The sequence below is a fragment of the Lentilactobacillus senioris genome, assembly GCF_026798195.1.
In the GTDB taxonomy this organism is placed as follows: Bacteria; Bacillota; Bacilli; order Lactobacillales; family Lactobacillaceae; genus Lentilactobacillus; species Lentilactobacillus senioris_A.
Window position 1 is genome coordinate 124,520 of sequence record NZ_JAPQEZ010000004.1, and the last position, 17,626, is coordinate 142,145.

Annotated in this window: 19 protein-coding genes and 1 other RNA gene; 12 read left to right on the top strand and 8 right to left on the bottom strand. The window is 35.9% G+C overall.

The window, feature by feature from the left end; all coding sequences use genetic code 11:
• Positions 1 to 108: 108 nt before the first annotated feature.
• From OXT66_RS06735 to OXT66_RS06745, 3 genes are all read left to right on the top strand, one after another.
• On the top strand, positions 109 to 885 hold the full coding sequence (locus OXT66_RS06735) for a glucosaminidase domain-containing protein (protein WP_268596605.1): 777 nt from the start codon (positions 109 to 111) through the stop codon (positions 883 to 885).
• 102 nt (positions 886 to 987) lie between these two features.
• Positions 988 to 2,052, top strand: coding sequence for an ABC transporter ATP-binding protein (locus OXT66_RS06740; RefSeq protein WP_268596606.1), 1,065 nt, complete (start codon positions 988 to 990; stop codon positions 2,050 to 2,052).
• 166 nt (positions 2,053 to 2,218) lie between these two features.
• On the top strand, positions 2,219 to 2,527 hold the full coding sequence (locus OXT66_RS06745) for a hypothetical protein (protein WP_268596607.1): 309 nt from the start codon (positions 2,219 to 2,221) through the stop codon (positions 2,525 to 2,527).
• Between the two features lie 70 nt (positions 2,528 to 2,597).
• Here OXT66_RS06745 and OXT66_RS06750 read toward each other — a convergent pair whose 3' ends face one another.
• Together OXT66_RS06750 and OXT66_RS06755 are read right to left on the bottom strand one after the other, a co-directional pair.
• A complete protein-coding gene (locus tag OXT66_RS06750; RefSeq protein WP_268596608.1) occupies positions 2,598 to 2,906 on the bottom strand; it encodes a DUF960 family protein in 309 nt (102 codons plus the stop codon).
• Positions 2,907 to 2,931: 25 nt separating this feature from the next.
• Positions 2,932 to 3,762, bottom strand: a complete 831-nt coding sequence (locus OXT66_RS06755; protein ID WP_268596609.1) for a LicD family protein — start codon at positions 3,760 to 3,762, stop codon at positions 2,932 to 2,934.
• A gap of 165 nt (positions 3,763 to 3,927) precedes the next feature.
• On the opposite strand from OXT66_RS06755, the gene OXT66_RS06760 reads away from it, so the two are divergent.
• Positions 3,928 to 4,386, top strand: coding sequence for a MarR family winged helix-turn-helix transcriptional regulator (locus OXT66_RS06760; protein ID WP_268596610.1), 459 nt, complete (start codon positions 3,928 to 3,930; stop codon positions 4,384 to 4,386).
• Positions 4,387 to 4,546: 160 nt separating this feature from the next.
• On the opposite strand, the gene OXT66_RS06765 is transcribed toward OXT66_RS06760, so the two are convergent.
• The 4 genes from OXT66_RS06765 to OXT66_RS06780 all read right to left on the bottom strand — a co-directional run bounded on the left by OXT66_RS06765 (position 4,547) and on the right by OXT66_RS06780 (position 8,334).
• On the bottom strand, positions 4,547 to 4,849 hold the full coding sequence (locus tag OXT66_RS06765; protein WP_268596611.1) for a hypothetical protein: 303 nt from the start codon (positions 4,847 to 4,849) through the stop codon (positions 4,547 to 4,549).
• 201 nt (positions 4,850 to 5,050) lie between these two features.
• A complete protein-coding gene (locus OXT66_RS06770) occupies positions 5,051 to 5,971 on the bottom strand; it encodes an NADP-dependent oxidoreductase (protein WP_268596612.1) in 921 nt (306 codons plus the stop codon).
• A 124-nt stretch (positions 5,972 to 6,095) separates the two neighbouring features.
• Positions 6,096 to 7,835 (bottom strand): thiamine pyrophosphate-dependent enzyme, encoded by a 1,740-nt coding sequence (locus OXT66_RS06775; RefSeq protein ID WP_268596613.1) that lies wholly within the window; start codon positions 7,833 to 7,835, stop codon positions 6,096 to 6,098.
• 166 nt (positions 7,836 to 8,001) lie between these two features.
• On the bottom strand, positions 8,002 to 8,334 hold the full coding sequence (locus OXT66_RS06780) for a DsrE family protein (protein ID WP_268596614.1): 333 nt from the start codon (positions 8,332 to 8,334) through the stop codon (positions 8,002 to 8,004).
• Positions 8,335 to 8,441: 107 nt separating this feature from the next.
• Between OXT66_RS06780 and OXT66_RS06785 the strand changes: the two genes are divergently transcribed.
• The 4 genes from OXT66_RS06785 (at position 8,442) to OXT66_RS06800 (ending at position 11,626) form a co-directional block, all read left to right on the top strand.
• Positions 8,442 to 8,969, top strand: a complete 528-nt coding sequence (locus OXT66_RS06785) for a cysteine hydrolase family protein (protein ID WP_268596615.1) — start codon at positions 8,442 to 8,444, stop codon at positions 8,967 to 8,969.
• Positions 8,970 to 9,115: 146 nt separating this feature from the next.
• Positions 9,116 to 10,225 carry a lactate oxidase gene (locus tag OXT66_RS06790; RefSeq protein WP_268596616.1) on the top strand — a complete coding sequence of 370 codons (1,110 nt, stop codon included), beginning with the start codon at positions 9,116 to 9,118 and terminating at the stop codon, positions 10,223 to 10,225.
• Positions 10,226 to 10,446: 221 nt separating this feature from the next.
• Positions 10,447 to 11,340, top strand: a complete 894-nt coding sequence (locus OXT66_RS06795; RefSeq protein ID WP_268596617.1) for a diacylglycerol/lipid kinase family protein — start codon at positions 10,447 to 10,449, stop codon at positions 11,338 to 11,340.
• 160 nt (positions 11,341 to 11,500) lie between these two features.
• A complete protein-coding gene (locus tag OXT66_RS06800) occupies positions 11,501 to 11,626 on the top strand; it encodes a hypothetical protein (protein WP_268596618.1) in 126 nt (41 codons plus the stop codon).
• 356 nt (positions 11,627 to 11,982) lie between these two features.
• On the opposite strand, the gene ssrA is transcribed toward OXT66_RS06800, so the two are convergent.
• Together ssrA and OXT66_RS06810 are read right to left on the bottom strand one after the other, a co-directional pair.
• Positions 11,983 to 12,353: a transfer-messenger RNA gene (gene ssrA / locus OXT66_RS06805) on the bottom strand.
• A gap of 48 nt (positions 12,354 to 12,401) precedes the next feature.
• A complete protein-coding gene (locus OXT66_RS06810) occupies positions 12,402 to 13,175 on the bottom strand; it encodes a Cof-type HAD-IIB family hydrolase (RefSeq protein ID WP_268596619.1) in 774 nt (257 codons plus the stop codon).
• A 129-nt stretch (positions 13,176 to 13,304) separates the two neighbouring features.
• On the opposite strand from OXT66_RS06810, the gene OXT66_RS06815 reads away from it, so the two are divergent.
• The 4 genes from OXT66_RS06815 to OXT66_RS06830 all read left to right on the top strand — a co-directional run bounded on the left by OXT66_RS06815 (position 13,305) and on the right by OXT66_RS06830 (position 17,606).
• On the top strand, positions 13,305 to 13,991 hold the full coding sequence (locus OXT66_RS06815; protein WP_268596620.1) for a papain-like cysteine protease family protein: 687 nt from the start codon (positions 13,305 to 13,307) through the stop codon (positions 13,989 to 13,991).
• A 12-nt stretch (positions 13,992 to 14,003) separates the two neighbouring features.
• A complete protein-coding gene (locus OXT66_RS06820; protein WP_268596621.1) occupies positions 14,004 to 14,717 on the top strand; it encodes a response regulator transcription factor in 714 nt (237 codons plus the stop codon).
• On the top strand, positions 14,717 to 16,171 hold the full coding sequence (locus tag OXT66_RS06825; protein WP_268596622.1) for a sensor histidine kinase: 1,455 nt from the start codon (positions 14,717 to 14,719) through the stop codon (positions 16,169 to 16,171). The genes OXT66_RS06820 and OXT66_RS06825 overlap by 1 nt, the downstream gene beginning before the upstream one ends.
• Before the next feature lie 100 nt (positions 16,172 to 16,271).
• The gene (locus OXT66_RS06830; RefSeq protein WP_268596623.1) at positions 16,272 to 17,606 is read left to right on the top strand and encodes a glucose-6-phosphate isomerase; all 1,335 of its coding nucleotides are present in this window, start codon (positions 16,272 to 16,274) and stop codon (positions 17,604 to 17,606) included.
• Positions 17,607 to 17,626: the final 20 nt, after the last annotated feature.

Consider the following 17,626-nt stretch of genomic DNA (forward strand, 5'->3'; position numbering starts at 1 on the left):
AAGGAATCCAATTAAGGATTCCTTTTTTGGTGATTTAGCTGTATGCTTTATCGTATGTTATAATTTGATGACTGGTAAAAAGCCAATTGTTGGAGGTATCAAGAATTAATGAAAAGGTTCGGAATTAGATTGTTATTAACAATGTCCGTGTTAATAGGCGCTTTGACTGGGGGAGCTTCAATTAAGTCTCAAGCATCTGCAGAAACAGATTTTATTGAAAGTATTAAAAAACCGGTAGTGTCAGTTAGTCATAAAAATCATTTGTATGCATCAGTGATGATGGCTCAAGCGATTTTAGAAAGTGATTGGGGACAATCTGATTTAGCAGTTTCCGGAAATAATTATTTTGGAATCAAAGGTAGTTATCATGGTCAGTCAGTGATGATGGCTACAGCTGAATATTCGGGTAAGGGTAAGCGATATTTTACTAATGCTAACTTCAAGAAGTATCCTGATGCTACGGCATCTATCCAAGATAATGCTGATTTATTACGTCACGGAACCGACACGGATCCTAACTATTATTCAGGTACTTGGACTGATAGCACCGTAAATTATCGGGATGCAGCATCTGCTTTAGCCGCTACGTATGCTACCGACATGGCATATGGCAATAAGCTAACTAAACTAATTCAAAAGTATGATTTGACTAAGTTAGACACTAGCGCAAGTTCTTTAGATATTGAAAAACAAATTGCAGCTTCCGTGAAGGATAGCATTAATAAAAAAAGCGTTAAAAAAGTTAAGGTTAAAACTAAAACCGCTAAGGTGTCAAAAGTGCCTAAAGTAGATTTAAGTAATTTTGATAAAACCAGAGCCACTTTTAAAATAAACAACCAAAAGGTAAAATTGAAACCAATTACCCCAATTATCAAGCTTAACTAATTATTAAGAGCTAGCAAAATTTCACTTAAACGTTAATTAAGCACTCGGAGTTCTGGTATAATACTAAACGATTAAACTATATAGTGATGTAGGAAGAGTAAAATGGCAGCTGAATATAAAATTAAAGTTGAAAATGTTACAAAAGAATATGAACTATTTAAGACTCAATCTGAAAAAATGCGTTCGTTTTTCTCGTTAAATAACGGTAACGTCCCTCATTTTTGGTCATTAATGGGTATTTCGTTGACCATAATGCCTGGAGAGGCAATTGGGCTAATTGGGGTTAATGGTTCTGGTAAATCTACACTCTCTAATATTATTTCCGGAATTATTCCTCAAACAACTGGTTACGTTGATGTTCAAGGAGAAACTTCCATCGTTGCCATTAACGCTGGTTTAAGAAATAATTTAACTGGCCGAGAAAATATTCGGTTGAAATCCTTAATGCAAGGGCTAACAAATGAACAGATTGACGAATTAATGCCTGATATTATTGCATTTGCTGATATTGGCGATTTTGTGGATCAACCAGTTAAGAGTTATTCAAGTGGGATGAAGTCTCGATTGGGCTTTTCTATTGCGGTGCATATCGATCCTGATATTTTAATTATTGATGAAGCCCTATCTGTTGGAGACGACACTTTCTACCAAAAATGTGTTGATAAAATTAATGAATTTAAACAAGAAGGCAAAACCATCGTGTTTGTCAGTCACTCGTTAAAACAAATTGAATTGTTGTGTGATCGGGTAGCCTGGATTAACTATGGTAAACTGCGGGCGGTTGGTGAAACTAAAGAAGTAACTGGTGAATATCGAAAGTTTATCAAGTGGTTCCGGAATCTATCTAAAAAAGAAAAGGCCAAGTTCCAAAAGGAACAAAAAAATATTCAAAAGAACTTTAGTATTCAAGCTTACCAAAAAGAAATTACTGAAGAACATCAACAAGCTAATCCAGAAGATAAAAACGTTGCTAGTGAGGTTCATAAATTATTTTATGGATCAGTAATCAGTGAAAAAATGTCATTAGCAAATAAAATTTTAACCGTAGCAGTCTTAGTAGCGTTAATCTTTTTCTGTTTAGTAAACGTTTCTGGTTATTCAATCACTAGTGTGATAAGTGATCCTTCACTAATTTTACATCCATTACAACACTTAAACGTTCCTTAAGGGACGTTTTTTTAAACAATAATTGACATCGCTTTCATAATAAGGTATATTAGTTGTAGGGTAATAATATACCTTTTAATCAATTCTCTTTCTCTCTAAAAATGGTGGTCAAGTTGACCTCCGTTTTTTTTTCGTATATCATCATAAATTGGAAGGGGCGACAAGCTTGAAAAGTCATGAAATTCTCACTTTGATCGAAGAAATAAAGTTAAATGATGATGACACTTACATTGAAATTAGTAACATGGTGCAAAATGGTCGAGCAGAGTTAGCTGCTGAACGAGGATTCATTAAAAGCGTTCGGATTTTACAATTAAACATTCCTCATTCTGCTCATGTTGCTAAGTATGAAAACTGGGTTAATGAAAATTTTGAGATGCCTACAGAAGCAATGGATCATTTTGAACGGTGGACTAGAACTCCAGAAGCGCAGGCGGAAGTAGATATCATTTTAAAAGAAAATCATTTAAGTTAAAAATAGTTAATTGATAGATTAAAAGCGGGAACTAGCATAATGCTAGTTCCCGCTTTTGGGGTTTTAAATATTAAAGGTTAATTTCACTAGGTAGTGCAATAATTTGTTCATCCCCATTATCATAAACTACTACGGTTCTGGGAAATTGATTTTGAAAGGGATAAGGAGTATCAAAGGTAGCAACTACATCTCCATTGATTAAGTAATCGTACGAAAGATGATTACTAGAATTAATTAAATTAAACTTGATAAGATTAGTCATTGGAAATCTGCCCTGCATATAGTTATCTAGCATGTACCAAATAAAGTCAATTGCTTCGTCTGGTAAAGAATTAACGACTTCATAACTTGCATAGCGGGGATTTTGATTTGAAAACATAATGAAAAACTCCTTTCGAAAATAATTAAGCAAAAAATTCTTGATTATTGATAATTAAGTGGTTGATATGTTTAGCTGATTGTTGGCTTTCAGGTGGTAAAGCCATATAATCGCCGTACATATTAATCAATATATTGTTGTAATCACTAGAAACAGTTAATAACATATCTTCAAACGGTACTAGTTCGGTATTGGTAATTTGATGATAGGTCATTATTTCTTTATCATAACTATATTGAGATGCCATGTTTTTGAATTGGGTATCTGCCCAGATATCCTCACTATTATATTGTTGCATCAAAGCTAATCTACGCTTTTTGAGCTCTAAAACAGCTTGGCGTTGTTCAGTAGATAAGTCAGAGATCAAATGCCGCATGGGGGTATCTATTACGTTGTAATGGAGCTTGAGCAATAAACGATTATCTAAACGTTTAATATCAGAAATTTGTTTTTTGAGTTGAGAAGTAGAATTAGGAATTTGATCTAATGGAAAAATGTCTAAAAAGACACCTTTACGTGCATAATTGAAGTTATTTTTTTCTTCAATAAACGTATGTTGATTAAGTAATTTAGCGTAGCTTAAACCATAATTTTCATCAGAGAAAGGAGTTTGTAAAAAATACGGTTCAGAAGCCAAAATATCTGGAGCTTTGGCCAAAAAAATTTCATAATCTGATCGTAACATGGCAACATCAAGATCATCATCCCAAGGAATAAAACCATGATGGCGGATAGCTCCCAATAGAGTTCCGCCGGTAGCAATGTACGGAAGCCTAAGTTGTTCGCAAACTTTTACAAACGCTTTTAACGTTTCAAGTTCAGCTTGGTGAATTAGGCTAATCATTGTGGTGGTCATACTTATCTCCTTAATAGTATTAATGGTTAAATTATACTACAAGACTAAAGGTTTCCGGGATTTAATCAATTCAAATAGCGTTATTAGACTTGTAAGCTAGAGATGGAGACTATATAATGAAGAATAGTATGACGTTTAATTAATTTTTTAGAATGGTGGATTGTAATGGGTAATATTAATGACGCATTGCTTAAAGAAGCAATTGAAGTTTATTTGACATCGCTAAAGTATTTGGATAATTTTGTTTCCGAACCTGCGAAAGCTTATGGGTTATCTTTTGAGCAATACCTAATTCTGCACACGATTGCAACTCGGGAAAAGGTATCTTTAATGGACATCGCCAATGAACGTCAGGTAACACGAAGTGCGATTTCCCGCCAGATAAAAGTTTTGCTAAATCATGATTATATCTATCAAGAACCAGCTCAAAGTGATCGAAGAAGATTATACTTACATCTATCTGATGAAGGGCAAGAAGTTGAAAAGAAGGTTACTGATATTGTAGCTGCTCGCTTTGATGATTGGATTAATGATTACGGTTCAAAACGTGCCAGGGACATTATTGATTTCATTAAAGATTTTGCTAATCGTAAAATGGGTGACATAAAAAAAATTAACGAATAAAAAACCGGCGATTGCCGGTTTTTTATTTGGAATTATAAGTTCGCTATCCAGATTTGATGTTGTCATACAGCGGTGAAATCTGGTATTAGTTACTAATGTTATCATATGAAGATCAGCTTAAAAAAAGCTTAAAGTATAATTAAATGTGTTATTTATAATATTAAAAGCCACTGAATACGATATCGTTACCAGTTAAATTCAAAACATAAAGAAATAGCATAATGCCATTAAGAACAAATGAAACCACAATTATTCCGTATTTAAATGTGTAAGGATGATAACCATCATTCCAAAATTTACTTTTACGTTGGCCTTTATAAGAAATTACTAGGGATAGCAGAAATAATACCGTAACTGCTTGTAGAATTATTCCAACAATAAAAATAGAATGGGTTAAGATTTTTAATTGTAGAAAATAAAATCCTAACGTAATGAAATCAATGATAATTGCAATTAAAGACATACTTATAAGTCCCCCGTTTATTTATTTACTGAGTAATATTAAACGGCATAATTAGTTAAAAAGCCAATCAATTGGTTAATTATAATAAAGATTTAATTCAATTACATAAATCAAGCAATTTCATAATTTACAGTGACAGCTGATTCCCGCTAACGGAATCGAACCGTTATCTACCACCAGGACGGGATAGTTAGGTAAATTTTAAGCTTCTTTAGAAATAATGACACGGCCAGCGTGTGGTTTTTCTAAAACGGAATGGCCTTCCCGAACGCCAGCTAAGGTGAAGGGGAGAACTAAACCAACTTTAATGGTTAATTTGTTTTCAGCCAGCAAATCCACGATAGTTTGAAGAGCCTCAGCGTTGGAGACATCTTTGGTGGGGCCGATATGGTTAACCTCAACTCCTTTATCAGTATCAGGTTCATCATTAGCTACGGTGGCAATAATTCCACCAGGCTTAACCATGACGACATCTTCGGCACTAGAAGCACCATTCATTGCTGAATTAATAACGAGATCTGCCTTATCTTTTAAAATTTGGGCAGGATCTTGTTTATCATAAGCTACGTATTCGTTAATTCCTATGGATTTCACGTAAGCTTCATTGCGACTAGAACCAATACCAATCACCTGATCACCAAAGTTTAGGGCTAGTTGGGCAGCTAAAGAACCCACACCACCAGAGACCCCTTTGACAATTACTGTTTGACCGGGTTTAGTTTTTCCAAAGTAATGAAGAGCATTATAAGCTGTTATTCCTGGAGTTACAATAGCCGCGGCAGTTTCAAATGAAATAGTAGCTGGAATAATAACCGTACTATTTTCGCTACTAGTGGCATATTCAGAGTAAGCGTGACGACCATGGGCTACCACTCGATCACCTGATTTAAATTTAGCAACTGCTGAGCCTACTTCCTTAACAACCCCAGCTACGTCGAAGCCAGGAATTCGAAGCTTGGTAGTTGCACCGAAAACTCCGGCTCTTTGAGAACGCTCGAAGTTGTTTAAGCCAAACGCTTTAGTTTCAATTAAAATATCTGTTTCTTTTAATGTAGGGACAGCCACGTCGTATTCTTCAAATACTTCTGGGCCACCATTATGATCATATCCAAAAGCTTGCATAGTGAAATCCTCCTGTTTGCTTAATTGCCTAAATTGTATGGGATTACAATGGTTAATTCAATTATTTGGATTAAAAAAGGACAATCTAGTTATGAATACTAGCTTGTCCTTAAGTAGTTAATATTTATTCATCAAGTAGGTCTTGAAGGGCAGGTTGGTCAAATAAGTTAGAAATTCGATTGTAGTTATCAATAGTATCTTGGTCAAATTGACTAGGATCAATTGGCATAAAACTAGTATCCGCTGGATCTACGTTTTTAATTTTAGCATCAATTAAAATTGGTTTAGTGTTCCCGGCTTGTTGGAGTTCATTGATCTTAGCAAATGCTTCTGCTAATGACTTTCGATCGGATACCTTGATTCCAATGGCTCCCATACTGTCAGCAAAGCCAGCCCAATCAGCACCGATGAAATTAATACCATAAGGTTCTTGGGCAGCTTGAATTTTTTCGTGTTGAATAAATCCAAACACTTTGTTTTCTAGCACGACATTAATGATTGGTAAGTCATATTGGACCTGGGTAAGTAAATCTTGCATAACCATAGCAAAACCACCATCACCAGCGATATTAAAGACTTGACTATCAGGATAGCTTAATTGACCAGCAATTGCGGCTGGAAGACCGTAGCCCATCGTTCCAAACCAAGCTGACATAGATAGTTTTTGGTTCTTATTAAGTGGTAGTTGGCGAATAGCCCACATTAAATTATTACCAACGTCAAGGCCAAAGACAGCATCGTCGGAGGCATTTTCCTTGATAGCACGGATAACGGCTTCTGGAGCTAATCCGTCACTATCATCGTCTGCTACCTTGTCTAGCCAAGCATCCCAGTTACGCTTATCTTCTTGAGCGGCCTTGAGGAATGGGGTAGTAGGAATAGCTTCACCTTTTTGGTTTAATTTCTGGAAGAATTTCTTGCCATCTGCTAATACAGCTAGATCAACATCTCGTTGCTTACCAAGGTCAGCTAGAGCATTATTAATTTGGACAAATTTAATTCCTGATGGTAAGAAGCGGCTAAATGGATAGTTGGTTCCGGCCAAAATGATTAAATCAGCATCCTGGGTAACTTCAAAAGCAGGCTTGGTACCTAAACGGCCACGGGAACCCATAAAGTTAGGATGATCGGTAGGCATTACGCCAGTAGCAGGAGCTGTGGAAACGACTGGAACACTGAACTTTTCAGAAAATGTAATAACTTCATTGCGAGCATTCTTCATTCCTAAACCTACCCACAAAACTGGGTGCTTAGCTGCTTTTAGCATGTCATAAACATCATCTACAGCCTGATCATTAATAACTTCCTCAGATACTCCATTAATAACGTTAGTTGATTTAAATGGTTCAAAGTCAATTTCTTCACCAGAGAGATCATCAGGAATAATTACTACTGCTGGTCCTTTGTGCTGGTAAGCATACCGAATGGCTTGATCCATAATGTATGGAATTTGCTCAGGGTTAGTAGCTTGCTTATGAAAATCGGTGAGATCCGCAAACATTGGATCTTGATCCATTTCTTGGAAATAATAAGTATTCATAACGGATGTAGCAGACTGACCAATAATAGCAACTACAGGAACATGGTCCATTTTGGCATCGTAAAGACCATTGAAAAGGTGGGTGGCGCCGGGGCCGGCTGAACCAAAACTAACTCCTACTTTACCAGTTAGTTTGGCGTCCGCAGTGGCTGCAAGAGCACCAACTTCTTCGTGGCGAACTTGAATATATTTGATGTGGTCACGTTCTTGATAAAGACCGTCAACAGTATTATTAATTGAGTCAGCGGTAATTCCGTAAATGTGGTCAACATCCCAACTTTCTAATACTTTAGCTAGAGCTTGACCTGCATTCATTTTTGTCATAATAATCCACTCCTCAGAATAAAATTATTTTTGCTTGTTTTTTGTAAGTACGTTTTATAACTTACTCCATTTGTCTAAGAAATGCAATGATTTTATTCACAAAAAATAACTTTAATGACGAAAACGTATATTTACAGGCACTTTCAGTGTTAAATTGATTGTGAAGTTAAGGCTTGATGTATGCGTAACCTTCACTTTGTTTGCAGGCTAATTCTACTACTCCGACGGGGACCACTTGGAGATTAGCTTGTAATGAATCGGTTTTAATATCTCGTTGAACTAGGGAATTATTACATACTGCTACCATAATTCCCATGTTAGTTAACTGGCTTAAATTAATGTCGCTGTTTTTAACAACAGCGCTAACCGCGGAACCGTTAACTAAAACTTCTATCGTTCCAGCAGTTTTAGTCGATTGCATCCATTCATGCATATGATTTACATTACTAAGTAATGTCGGCCATTTGTTGATTTCATCAATGTGAAAAATAGTATTCATAGGATTCCTCCATGTATTTGACAAAGCGTCTTATCAATAATCATAATCTATGGTATCTTAATATTAATTAGTGTAACCCATTTATCAATTTTTGGAGGAGATTTGAAATGCAATCAGCAGTTTTAGTAATTGATATGACTAATGATTTTTTGACTGGTAAACTAAAGAACGATCGGGCATTAAAAACGATTCAACCAATTAATGATTTGGTAAATAAAGCTCGAAAAAAATCTGTTCCAGTTATTTATGTTTCTGATGCACATTATTCAGCCGACCATGAATTGAAAATTTGGGGAGAACACAGCATGAAGGGCACGTGGGGGAGTCAAATTACTACGGAACTGACTCCGCAAGATGGTGATTACTCATTAGAAAAGCGAACTTATAGTGCTTTTTTTGAAACGGGATTGGATTCTCTTTTGCGTGAATTAAATGTGGATAACCTCATTTTGACTGGGGTGGTTACTAATATTTGCATTCAACATTCCGCTGCAGATGCTTGTTTACGAGGTTATGAGATTACAGTACCTACTGAAACTACTGAGGCATTAAACGATAAAGATTATAAGCATGCGTTAAATTATATTAAGACTATGTATGGTGGTAAAATTATTTCTAGTACTGAGTTGCTTTAAAAAAATAAATTAGTAAAACCCGCTGACTTGTAAAGAGTTAGCGGTTTTTTTAGTGACAATGAATAGCAAAATAATAAAAAAGATATTGCTTATTAAAAGTAAGTGAACTAGAATGACCTTAGTAAAATTTATTAGGAGGCTGTATTATGACAGTTGTTAATGGATATGAACAAAGCGATCGTGAAGAACACATCAACGTTTTAAACTTAGAATCATTGGAAAAGCGGGCTAAAGAAATTATCCCTACCGGTGGATTCGGCTACATAGTTGGTGGTTCTGAAGATGATTGGACATTGGCTCAAAACCGCAAGGCATTTACTCACAAGCAAATTTATCCAAGAACTCTGGCTAATATTGATAATCCAGATATAAGCACTAACGTATTTGGCATTGATTTGAAGACTCCGGTAATGATGGCACCATTAGCTGCTCAAGGTTTGGCCCATTCTAAGGGGGAAGTAGATACGGCCAAGGCATTTGCTAATGAGGGGGCTTTGATGGCTCAGAGTACTTATTCTTCAGCATCTATTGCTGATACTGCAGCAGCTGGAGAGGGCGCTCCTCAATTTTTCCAACTTTACATGAGTAAAGATTGGAAGTTTAACGAAGCGATTTTAGATGAAGCTAAAAAGGCGGGAGTAAAGGGAATTATTTTAACCGCTGATGCCACTGTTGATGGTTATCGAGAAGCCGATATTATTAACGACTTCCAATTCCCAATTCCAATGGCTAACTTGGAAAAATTCAGCGAAGGCGCTGGTAAAGGTCAAGGAATTGCCGAAATTTATGCAGCTGCTGCACAAAAGATTAGTCCTGATGATGTCAGAAGAATTGCTGAATACAGTGATCTACCAGTCATTGTAAAGGGAATTCAAACTCCAGAAGATGCTGAATTAGCAATTGGAGCTGGAGCAGCAGGAATTTACGTTTCTAACCATGGTGGCCGTCAATTGAATGGCGGTCCAGCCTCATTTGACGCCTTAAGTGCTATTGCTGACTCCGTGGCAGGTAGAGTACCAATTATCTTTGATAGTGGTGTTCGTCGTGGTTCTGATGTCTTTAAGGCTTTAGCAGCTGGTGCTGACCTAGTAGCTTTAGGCAGACCATTTGTTTATGCCTTAGCATTGGGTGGTGCATTAGGTGTCCAAGATGCCATTCAAGAATTAAACCATGAATTTGCTACTACCATGCAATTGGCAGGTACCAAGACGATTGATGAAGTTAAGCAATCCAAATTAGCAGATTTTAAGTATTAAAAAAACAGCCTAAGGGCTGTTTTTTATTTTGGTATTAACTCCAACGACTTTTTTTAGATGGTAAAAGCATTAAATTTATAAATAGCATCAATTTAGGGTCAGTAATAGATTGGACAATAGCAATAAACAGTATGCCTGTGAGAGTCACTAGTGAACTTTGCTTAAATTATTAAATCATCCTAGTTTATGCCATAATAAGATTAGCTAGATTAGGAGGTGGAATGATGAAATATACTGTCCTTTATAATCAATCTGCGGGTAAGGCTGACAGTGAAAAACGAGCTCAGCAATTTAAAGTTTTGGCCCAAGCTACACAACATAAAGTGGTATTAGTGGGGACCACTAGTAGAGAACAAGCAATAAAATATATTCAGGAAAATATAGATAATATAAAAACGTTGGTGGTGGTCGGCGGAGATGGCTCAATTAATACAGTATTCTCCGCTTTGATTTCAATGAAAGCTAGTCCAGTAATTGGAATTTTGCCAGGTGGAACGGTCAATAATTTCGCTAGAGCCATGAATATTCCATTAGACAATGAAAAGGCTACGAAGGTAATTTTGAACGGAAAGGGGATTACTACCGATTTACTTCATAGTGATCAACGGGCTATTGCTAGCAGTTTAACTTTAGGAACTGTTGCAGAAATGGCAAAAGGAGTGCGACAAGAAGAAAAACAACGCTGGGGATCATTAACCTATCTGGTTAATGGGATTAAAAAGCTAGTAACTACTAAGCCGGCGTCCATCCAGATTAAGGCAGGTGAACAAATCCACCAATTTAATACTAGGTTTTTACTGATTACCACTACTAGTTCGATAGGTGGTTTTACTAAGTTTAACCCAGAAGTTGGTGTTGACGATCATCAAATTCATATTACTATTTTAAAACGCTTTTCTCCGTGGCGAATAATGGGATACTTTAGTTATTTTATTACTGGCCAAATTCGGAAACTTAATGATGCTAGTTATTTAAAATTAGAACAGGCTAACATTAGTAGCTTGGATGATAAGAAGGTGGCGGTGCGAATTGATGGGGATGAAGCGGGGGAACTGCCGGTCAATTTATACGTAAAGAAGCAATTTATTAAAATTATTGTGCCTGAATCAGATTAAAGTACCATAAAATTAAAAACACTTGATGAAGTGCTTTTAATACTACATAGAATGGCGAGTTAGTGATAGATTTAATTATAATGTTATAGTTTGAACTCAAGGAACTGTCATCTGATTGGTTCCAAATATTTTAAGTAACAATTTAAAAGGGGACCTAGCAATGAAGCTATTAGAAACTAAACACGTTACTGTTGAAGCACGAAAGACCACAATTAAAGAAAAAATAGAAGCTACTATTGTTATTCTAATTTTAGCCGCCTTTATAACTTGGAAGGTGATGCAATAATGTCAACTAAACAAACACTTGCTAATAGTAAATGAATTTCTAAAAATAAAGAACACGCAAAATATTTAAGCGATCGTTCTAGGTCGCGCAGTTTTATTAAAAAGCAAGCAATACTTGAAGATATTAAAGAATTTGAACAGTTACTAAGCGATCGTAAGGTACTGCTTGAAAATCAAAATAAAGACGCCTAAACAGCGTCTTTTTAAATTTTGCGCACAAATTTTTGCACGTGCAAAAAACGTGCATGATCCATCAGCGTTCTTATGGCTTCTTATGTTTTCTAAAAATAAAAAAATAGCCTAAACCCTTGATATAAAAGGATTTAGGTTTTTTTAAAATGTTTCTTATTGTTACTAAAATGGAGTCGGCGGGAGTTGAACCCGCGTCCGAGCATATCGCCACCTGAACGTCTACGTTCATAGATTTACTATTTAAATTTCACTAATAAAAACGCCATAAATCAAGGCTCTCGTTATTAGCTAATCTGATTAGTCTCTTCAATTGACTTCAGATGGGAGCCAATTGCGTAAGCCCACTTATTTATAGGACCCAGATCTATCTCATGGGCGAAGATAGGAGGATCTACGTTAAGCGCTTATTAGGCAGCTAAAGCGTAAGAGTTTGAATTATTTTTTGCAGTTATAATTTTAAACTGGGTGGTTTAACGTGGCACCGCACGAAACGCAGTCCAGGCTCGACCTATACCCGTCGAATCCATAACGACCCCAAAATGTATCTATGTAATTGTAGCACATTTTGGAGAAATAGCAAAAAATTAGATTAAATCAAAGTGTTTGAGACCATTAACGATGCCGTGATCTGTATTAGCTGTGGTTACAAATTCGGCGTATGGCTTAACATGGTCTAAGGCGTTCCCCATTGCTACGGCATGATCTACGAAGTCAAGCATTGGGATATCATTGTTACCATCACCGAATGCATAAGTAGGAATGCCTTCTAAACCAGCATTTTTAATTAATTCTTGGATTCCGTTACTCTTAGAATTGCCCTTAATAACAATGTCCATGCTAGAGGGGGTATTACGATAAAAAGTAAATTGATCGCCAAATTTATTGCGATAATCTTCATCGTGTCCCTTAGTCATTACCAACATCATGTAAACGGGATTAGTTTGCCAGAATTCTTCTGCTCCAACTGGAGGGACCGTGCTATTAACAGAATCATAAGCTCTTTGAGCAAAGTCCGTGTTAAAGTTAATACGAGCTCCCTTGTTATTTAAGACAACAATGGATTCGTCAAAGGTTTTAGCATATTCAGCTAACTCACTGGCTTGTTGATTTGAGAAGGTTGCTTCATATACTGGTTTACCTTCATGAACCACAAAATCGCCATTAGCAGAAACTACCGTAGAAATTCCAGTAATTGCCATAACATTGGGAATTTCGAATAGATTGCGTCCAGTTGAAATCACCGGTAAAATGTTATTAGATGCTAGTTGATGCATTGCATCTGACACTTCAGGATCAACTTTAGTTTGAGCGTTCAGCAGTGTATTATCCAGGTCAAAAAAGGTGAGTGCTTTGTACATAAGATAAGGACCTTCCTTTAATTAAATTAACAATAAGTATTAGTTTCAATTTTAGCATAATTATTCGCTTAGTTTGTTAACATATTGCGCTAATTATTGGTAAAATAAAGATAAATGGGGTGGAAAATTATGAATAAGACAACGATAGCCGATGAAAATACTAAACCGTTTTTTGTTCGGCTTCGTAAGATTCCTGGTGACCATTGGTACCTACCAGAAAAAGGCAACACTAAAAATAAACAAAAAATGCCTAAAAACTACCTAACTCGTGATTTTAGTATTAATCAAATTAGTTTTTTTAATAATCAAGTTTGGTATTATTTTGAGGGAGAAAACGAATCGGGATGGCTTGCAAAGCGTAATATTAGTAAATCCTTCAGGAGGTTAGCAGTAGAACCATTGAAGCAACAAACGGCTACTGATTTAGATAATTATGTAGCTGCGCTGATGATGTTGTTTAACTATGCGGATAAACCAATGACTGAAGATAAGTTAAGACAATGGGTTCAAAATTGGCACGACAATTCTCATAAATTATTAGATCTAAGTGAATTAATTATTAACCAAACAAATTCGATTCGCGATTTGAATAAAGCTGACTTTCGTCAATTAAACCGTCAATTGTTAAGAGGAAGACCAATCTTATTACGAGTTAATGGATTAGATAATCTTAAATCTAATGTAATTGTATTAACTGGCTTTAATCGCAAATTATATTACTATAACAATCCATGGTCTGGTAAATTAGAAGTGATATCACAAAAACACTTAAAACATTTTTGGAAAAATGGCTCATATGAAGCTATTAGTTATTAAGGAGAGTAAATAATGAAGGTATTAATGGTAGAAGATAATAAATCAGTATCAGAAATGATGGCAATGTTTTTCCAAAAAGAAGGCTGGGATGTAACCTACGCCTATGATGGAGAAGAGGCCGTAGATAAGTTTAAGAAGGAAGCCGATGATTGGGATATCATTACTTTAGATTTAAACTTACCTAAAAAAGATGGGATGCAGGTGGCCAAAGAAATTCGTGAAATTTCTGAAATTGTTCCAATTATTATGCTAACAGCTCGTGATTCTGACAGTGAACAAGTATTAGGATTTGAAATGGGAGCTGATGATTACGTTACCAAGCCCTTTAGTCCTATCACTTTAATTGCTCGGATGAAGGCGGTTCGACGTCGTTCAAGTGGCTCCAATGGGGTGTCTGATGGCAATGAAGATGGATTTGATGTAGTAACTGAGAATTTCAAGATGAACAGTGGTACTCGAGAAGCTTATTTAAATGACAAGTTAATTCCAGATTTAACCCCTAAGGAATTTGATTTGTTAAAAGCGATGGCTAAGAAACCTCGTCAAGTATTTACCCGTGAAAAATTACTGCAAGAAGTATGGGATTATGAATACTATGGAGATGAACGAACCGTAGACGCCCATGTTAAAAAATTACGTTCTAAAATTGAAAAAGCGGGGCCTCAAGTTATTCAAACCGTTTGGGGAGTGGGCTACAAGTTCGATGATTCTGAGGCTGCTAAGTAATGAAATTAATTTATCAGCAAGTTCTTTCGTTTTTTGCGGTTATTGCCGTAACGATTTTACTGCTGGGAATTTCTTTTAGCAGAATGACTAAGTCATTTATGTATAACAATAAGTGGGATCAGTTAGAACGTTATTCAGACGGCTTAGTCGAGCAATCACTTACGGCTAATCAGAAAACGGGTAAAACTGCTTTTAGTGTAGAAAAGTTAGATAATTATGAGTCTTTTTTAAAAAATCAATCAATCCATTTTACTGTGTATAAACCTAGTGAAAAACCACTCTATCCCAAAAATCAGGAAGCTGATAAGATAACTTATTCAGAATGGAAACGACTCAGAAATAACCAAATGATTCGAAAAACAAATGCCATTACAGAAGAAAATAAAGATACTCACCCGGCGATGATTGAAATTTTAAAACCATATTACTATAACAATAAACTTTTGGCGGTTATTGGGGTGGGATCATATACGTCTGAAGTGGACTCTAATCTTAACAAAATTAATCGAGATTTAGTTAAAGCACTAATTATTTCCTTGATTGTGGCAATGATCATTAGTTTCTTTATATCTAGACGATTAAATCGCAGAATTAACGTACTACGGGATGCGGCTAATCAGGTTACCAAGGGCAATTATCGAATTAGGTTAGTTAATCAAGGAAAAGATGAAATTGATGAATTAACTACTGATTTTAACCATATGACTGAAAATCTAGAAAAATCAGCAGATGAAATTCAACGCCAAGAAGAACGGCGTCAAGAATTTTTGGCGGATGCTGCTCATGAGATGCGAACGCCATTAACTACAATTAACGGTATTTTAGAAGGCTTTAAGTATGATATTATTCCTGAAGATGCACGGGATAAAAGTTTGGACTTAATGATGAACGAAACTCAACGCCTAATTCGATTAGTTAATGAAAATTTGGATTACGAAAAAATCCGTTCTAATACTATTTCGTTACATGAAACTAATTTTAATGCTTATGATGCTATGCAACAGTTACCAGGACAAATTTCAGCTAAAGCTAAAGCCGCCAACGATAAAATCGTAATTGATGCGCCTAAAAATTTCCCGGTCTATGCGGATTACGATCGATTTGTCCAAATTATGGTTAACATCAGCACTAATGCCATTCAGTTCACCAAAGATGGAGTCATCACCGTTAAAGGGTTTAGAAATCAAGAAGATAACGCTGCCGTGTTAGCAATTAGTGATACTGGGATTGGGATGTCTAATGAACAGGCTCAAAATATTTTTGAACGCTACTATAAAGCTGATGCTTCTAGAAGAAGTGGCAAGTACGGCGAATCTGGATTAGGCTTAGCGATTGTTCATCAATTAGTGGAACAACATGGTGGAACCATCGAAGTAAGCTCCGAACTAGGCGTCGGAACTACATTTACAATTACTTTCCCAGATGAAAATAGTAAAGATTCGGATAATGAATAAAAAGGTATATACCAAATTTCTGTAAACGGTTAATTTTTGTGTTTTATTGTAGTAAAATAGGGTTGTTAAATTAAATAACATAAAGTAAGGATTGATATAAATGGCATATTTGAACTTTGATAGCTCCAAGTTAACAAAATTTGTTCATGACAATGAATTAGCAGAAATGCAAGCAATGGTAAATGCTGCTGATTCTGAATTACGAAACGGTACCGGTGCTGGTAGCGATTTTCGTGACTGGTTAGACCTTCCTACTAATTATGATCACGAAGAATTTGATCGCATTAAAAAAGCTGCTGCTAAGATTAACCAAGATTCTAAATATTTAATTACAATTGGAATTGGTGGTTCTTACTTAGGTGCCCAAATGGCATTAGACTTCTTACACAATAATTTCTACACTCGTGAAGAAGAAACTACTCAAGTAGTTTTTGCCGGTAATTCATTAAGTTCTACTTACTTACAAGATTTAATCGAATTAGTGGGAGACGCTGATTTTTCTATCAATATTATTTCTAAATCAGGGACTACTACTGAACCTGCAGTAGCTTTCCGGGTGTTTAAGGAAATTTTGATTGCTAAGTATGGCGAAGAAGAAGCTAACAAGCGAATCTACGCTACTACTGATGCTAATCGTGGTGCTCTTAAAGAAGAAGCCGATGCTAATGGCTGGGAAACTTTTGTAATTCCAGATGGCGTTGGTGGTCGTTTCTCAGTGTTAACTGCTGTTGGCTTACTTCCAATTGCTGTTTCTGGTTCTGACATCGATGAGTTGATGAAGGGTGCTCGTGATGCACAAAATGAATATGTTGATGCTGATTTAACTAATAATGAAGCTTATCAATATGCAGCCTTGAGAAATATTTTGTATCGTAAAGGGTTTACTACTGAATTATTGGAAAACTATGAACCTAATATGCGAATGTTCTCAGAATGGTGGAAACAATTAATGGGTGAATCTGAAGGTAAAGACCAAAAGGGCATTTATCCATCATCAGCTAACTTCACTACTGACTTACATTCACTAGGACAATATATTCAAGAAGGGTTACGTAACCTATTTGAAACAGTAGTTAAAGTAGACAAACCAACTAAAGATATTAAGATTCCTAGTCAAGACGGCAACTTAGATGGCCTGGAATATCTTCAAGGCAAGTCAATGGATTGGGTTAACACAAAGGCTTATGAAGGGGTTGTGTTAGCACATACTGACGGTGGTGTTCCGGTTATGACCGTTCATATTCCAGATCAATCCGCTTATACTTTAGGTTATACTATTTACTTCTTCGAAGTGGCTGTAGGAATTTCTGGTTACTTAAATGGAATTAATCCATTTAACCAACCCGGAGTGGAAGCTTATAAGACTAATATGTTTGGCTTGTTAGGTAAACCCGGCTATGAAGAAATTGGTAAAAAATTAAACGATCAACTTTAAACTAAAAAAAGATCCTGCAT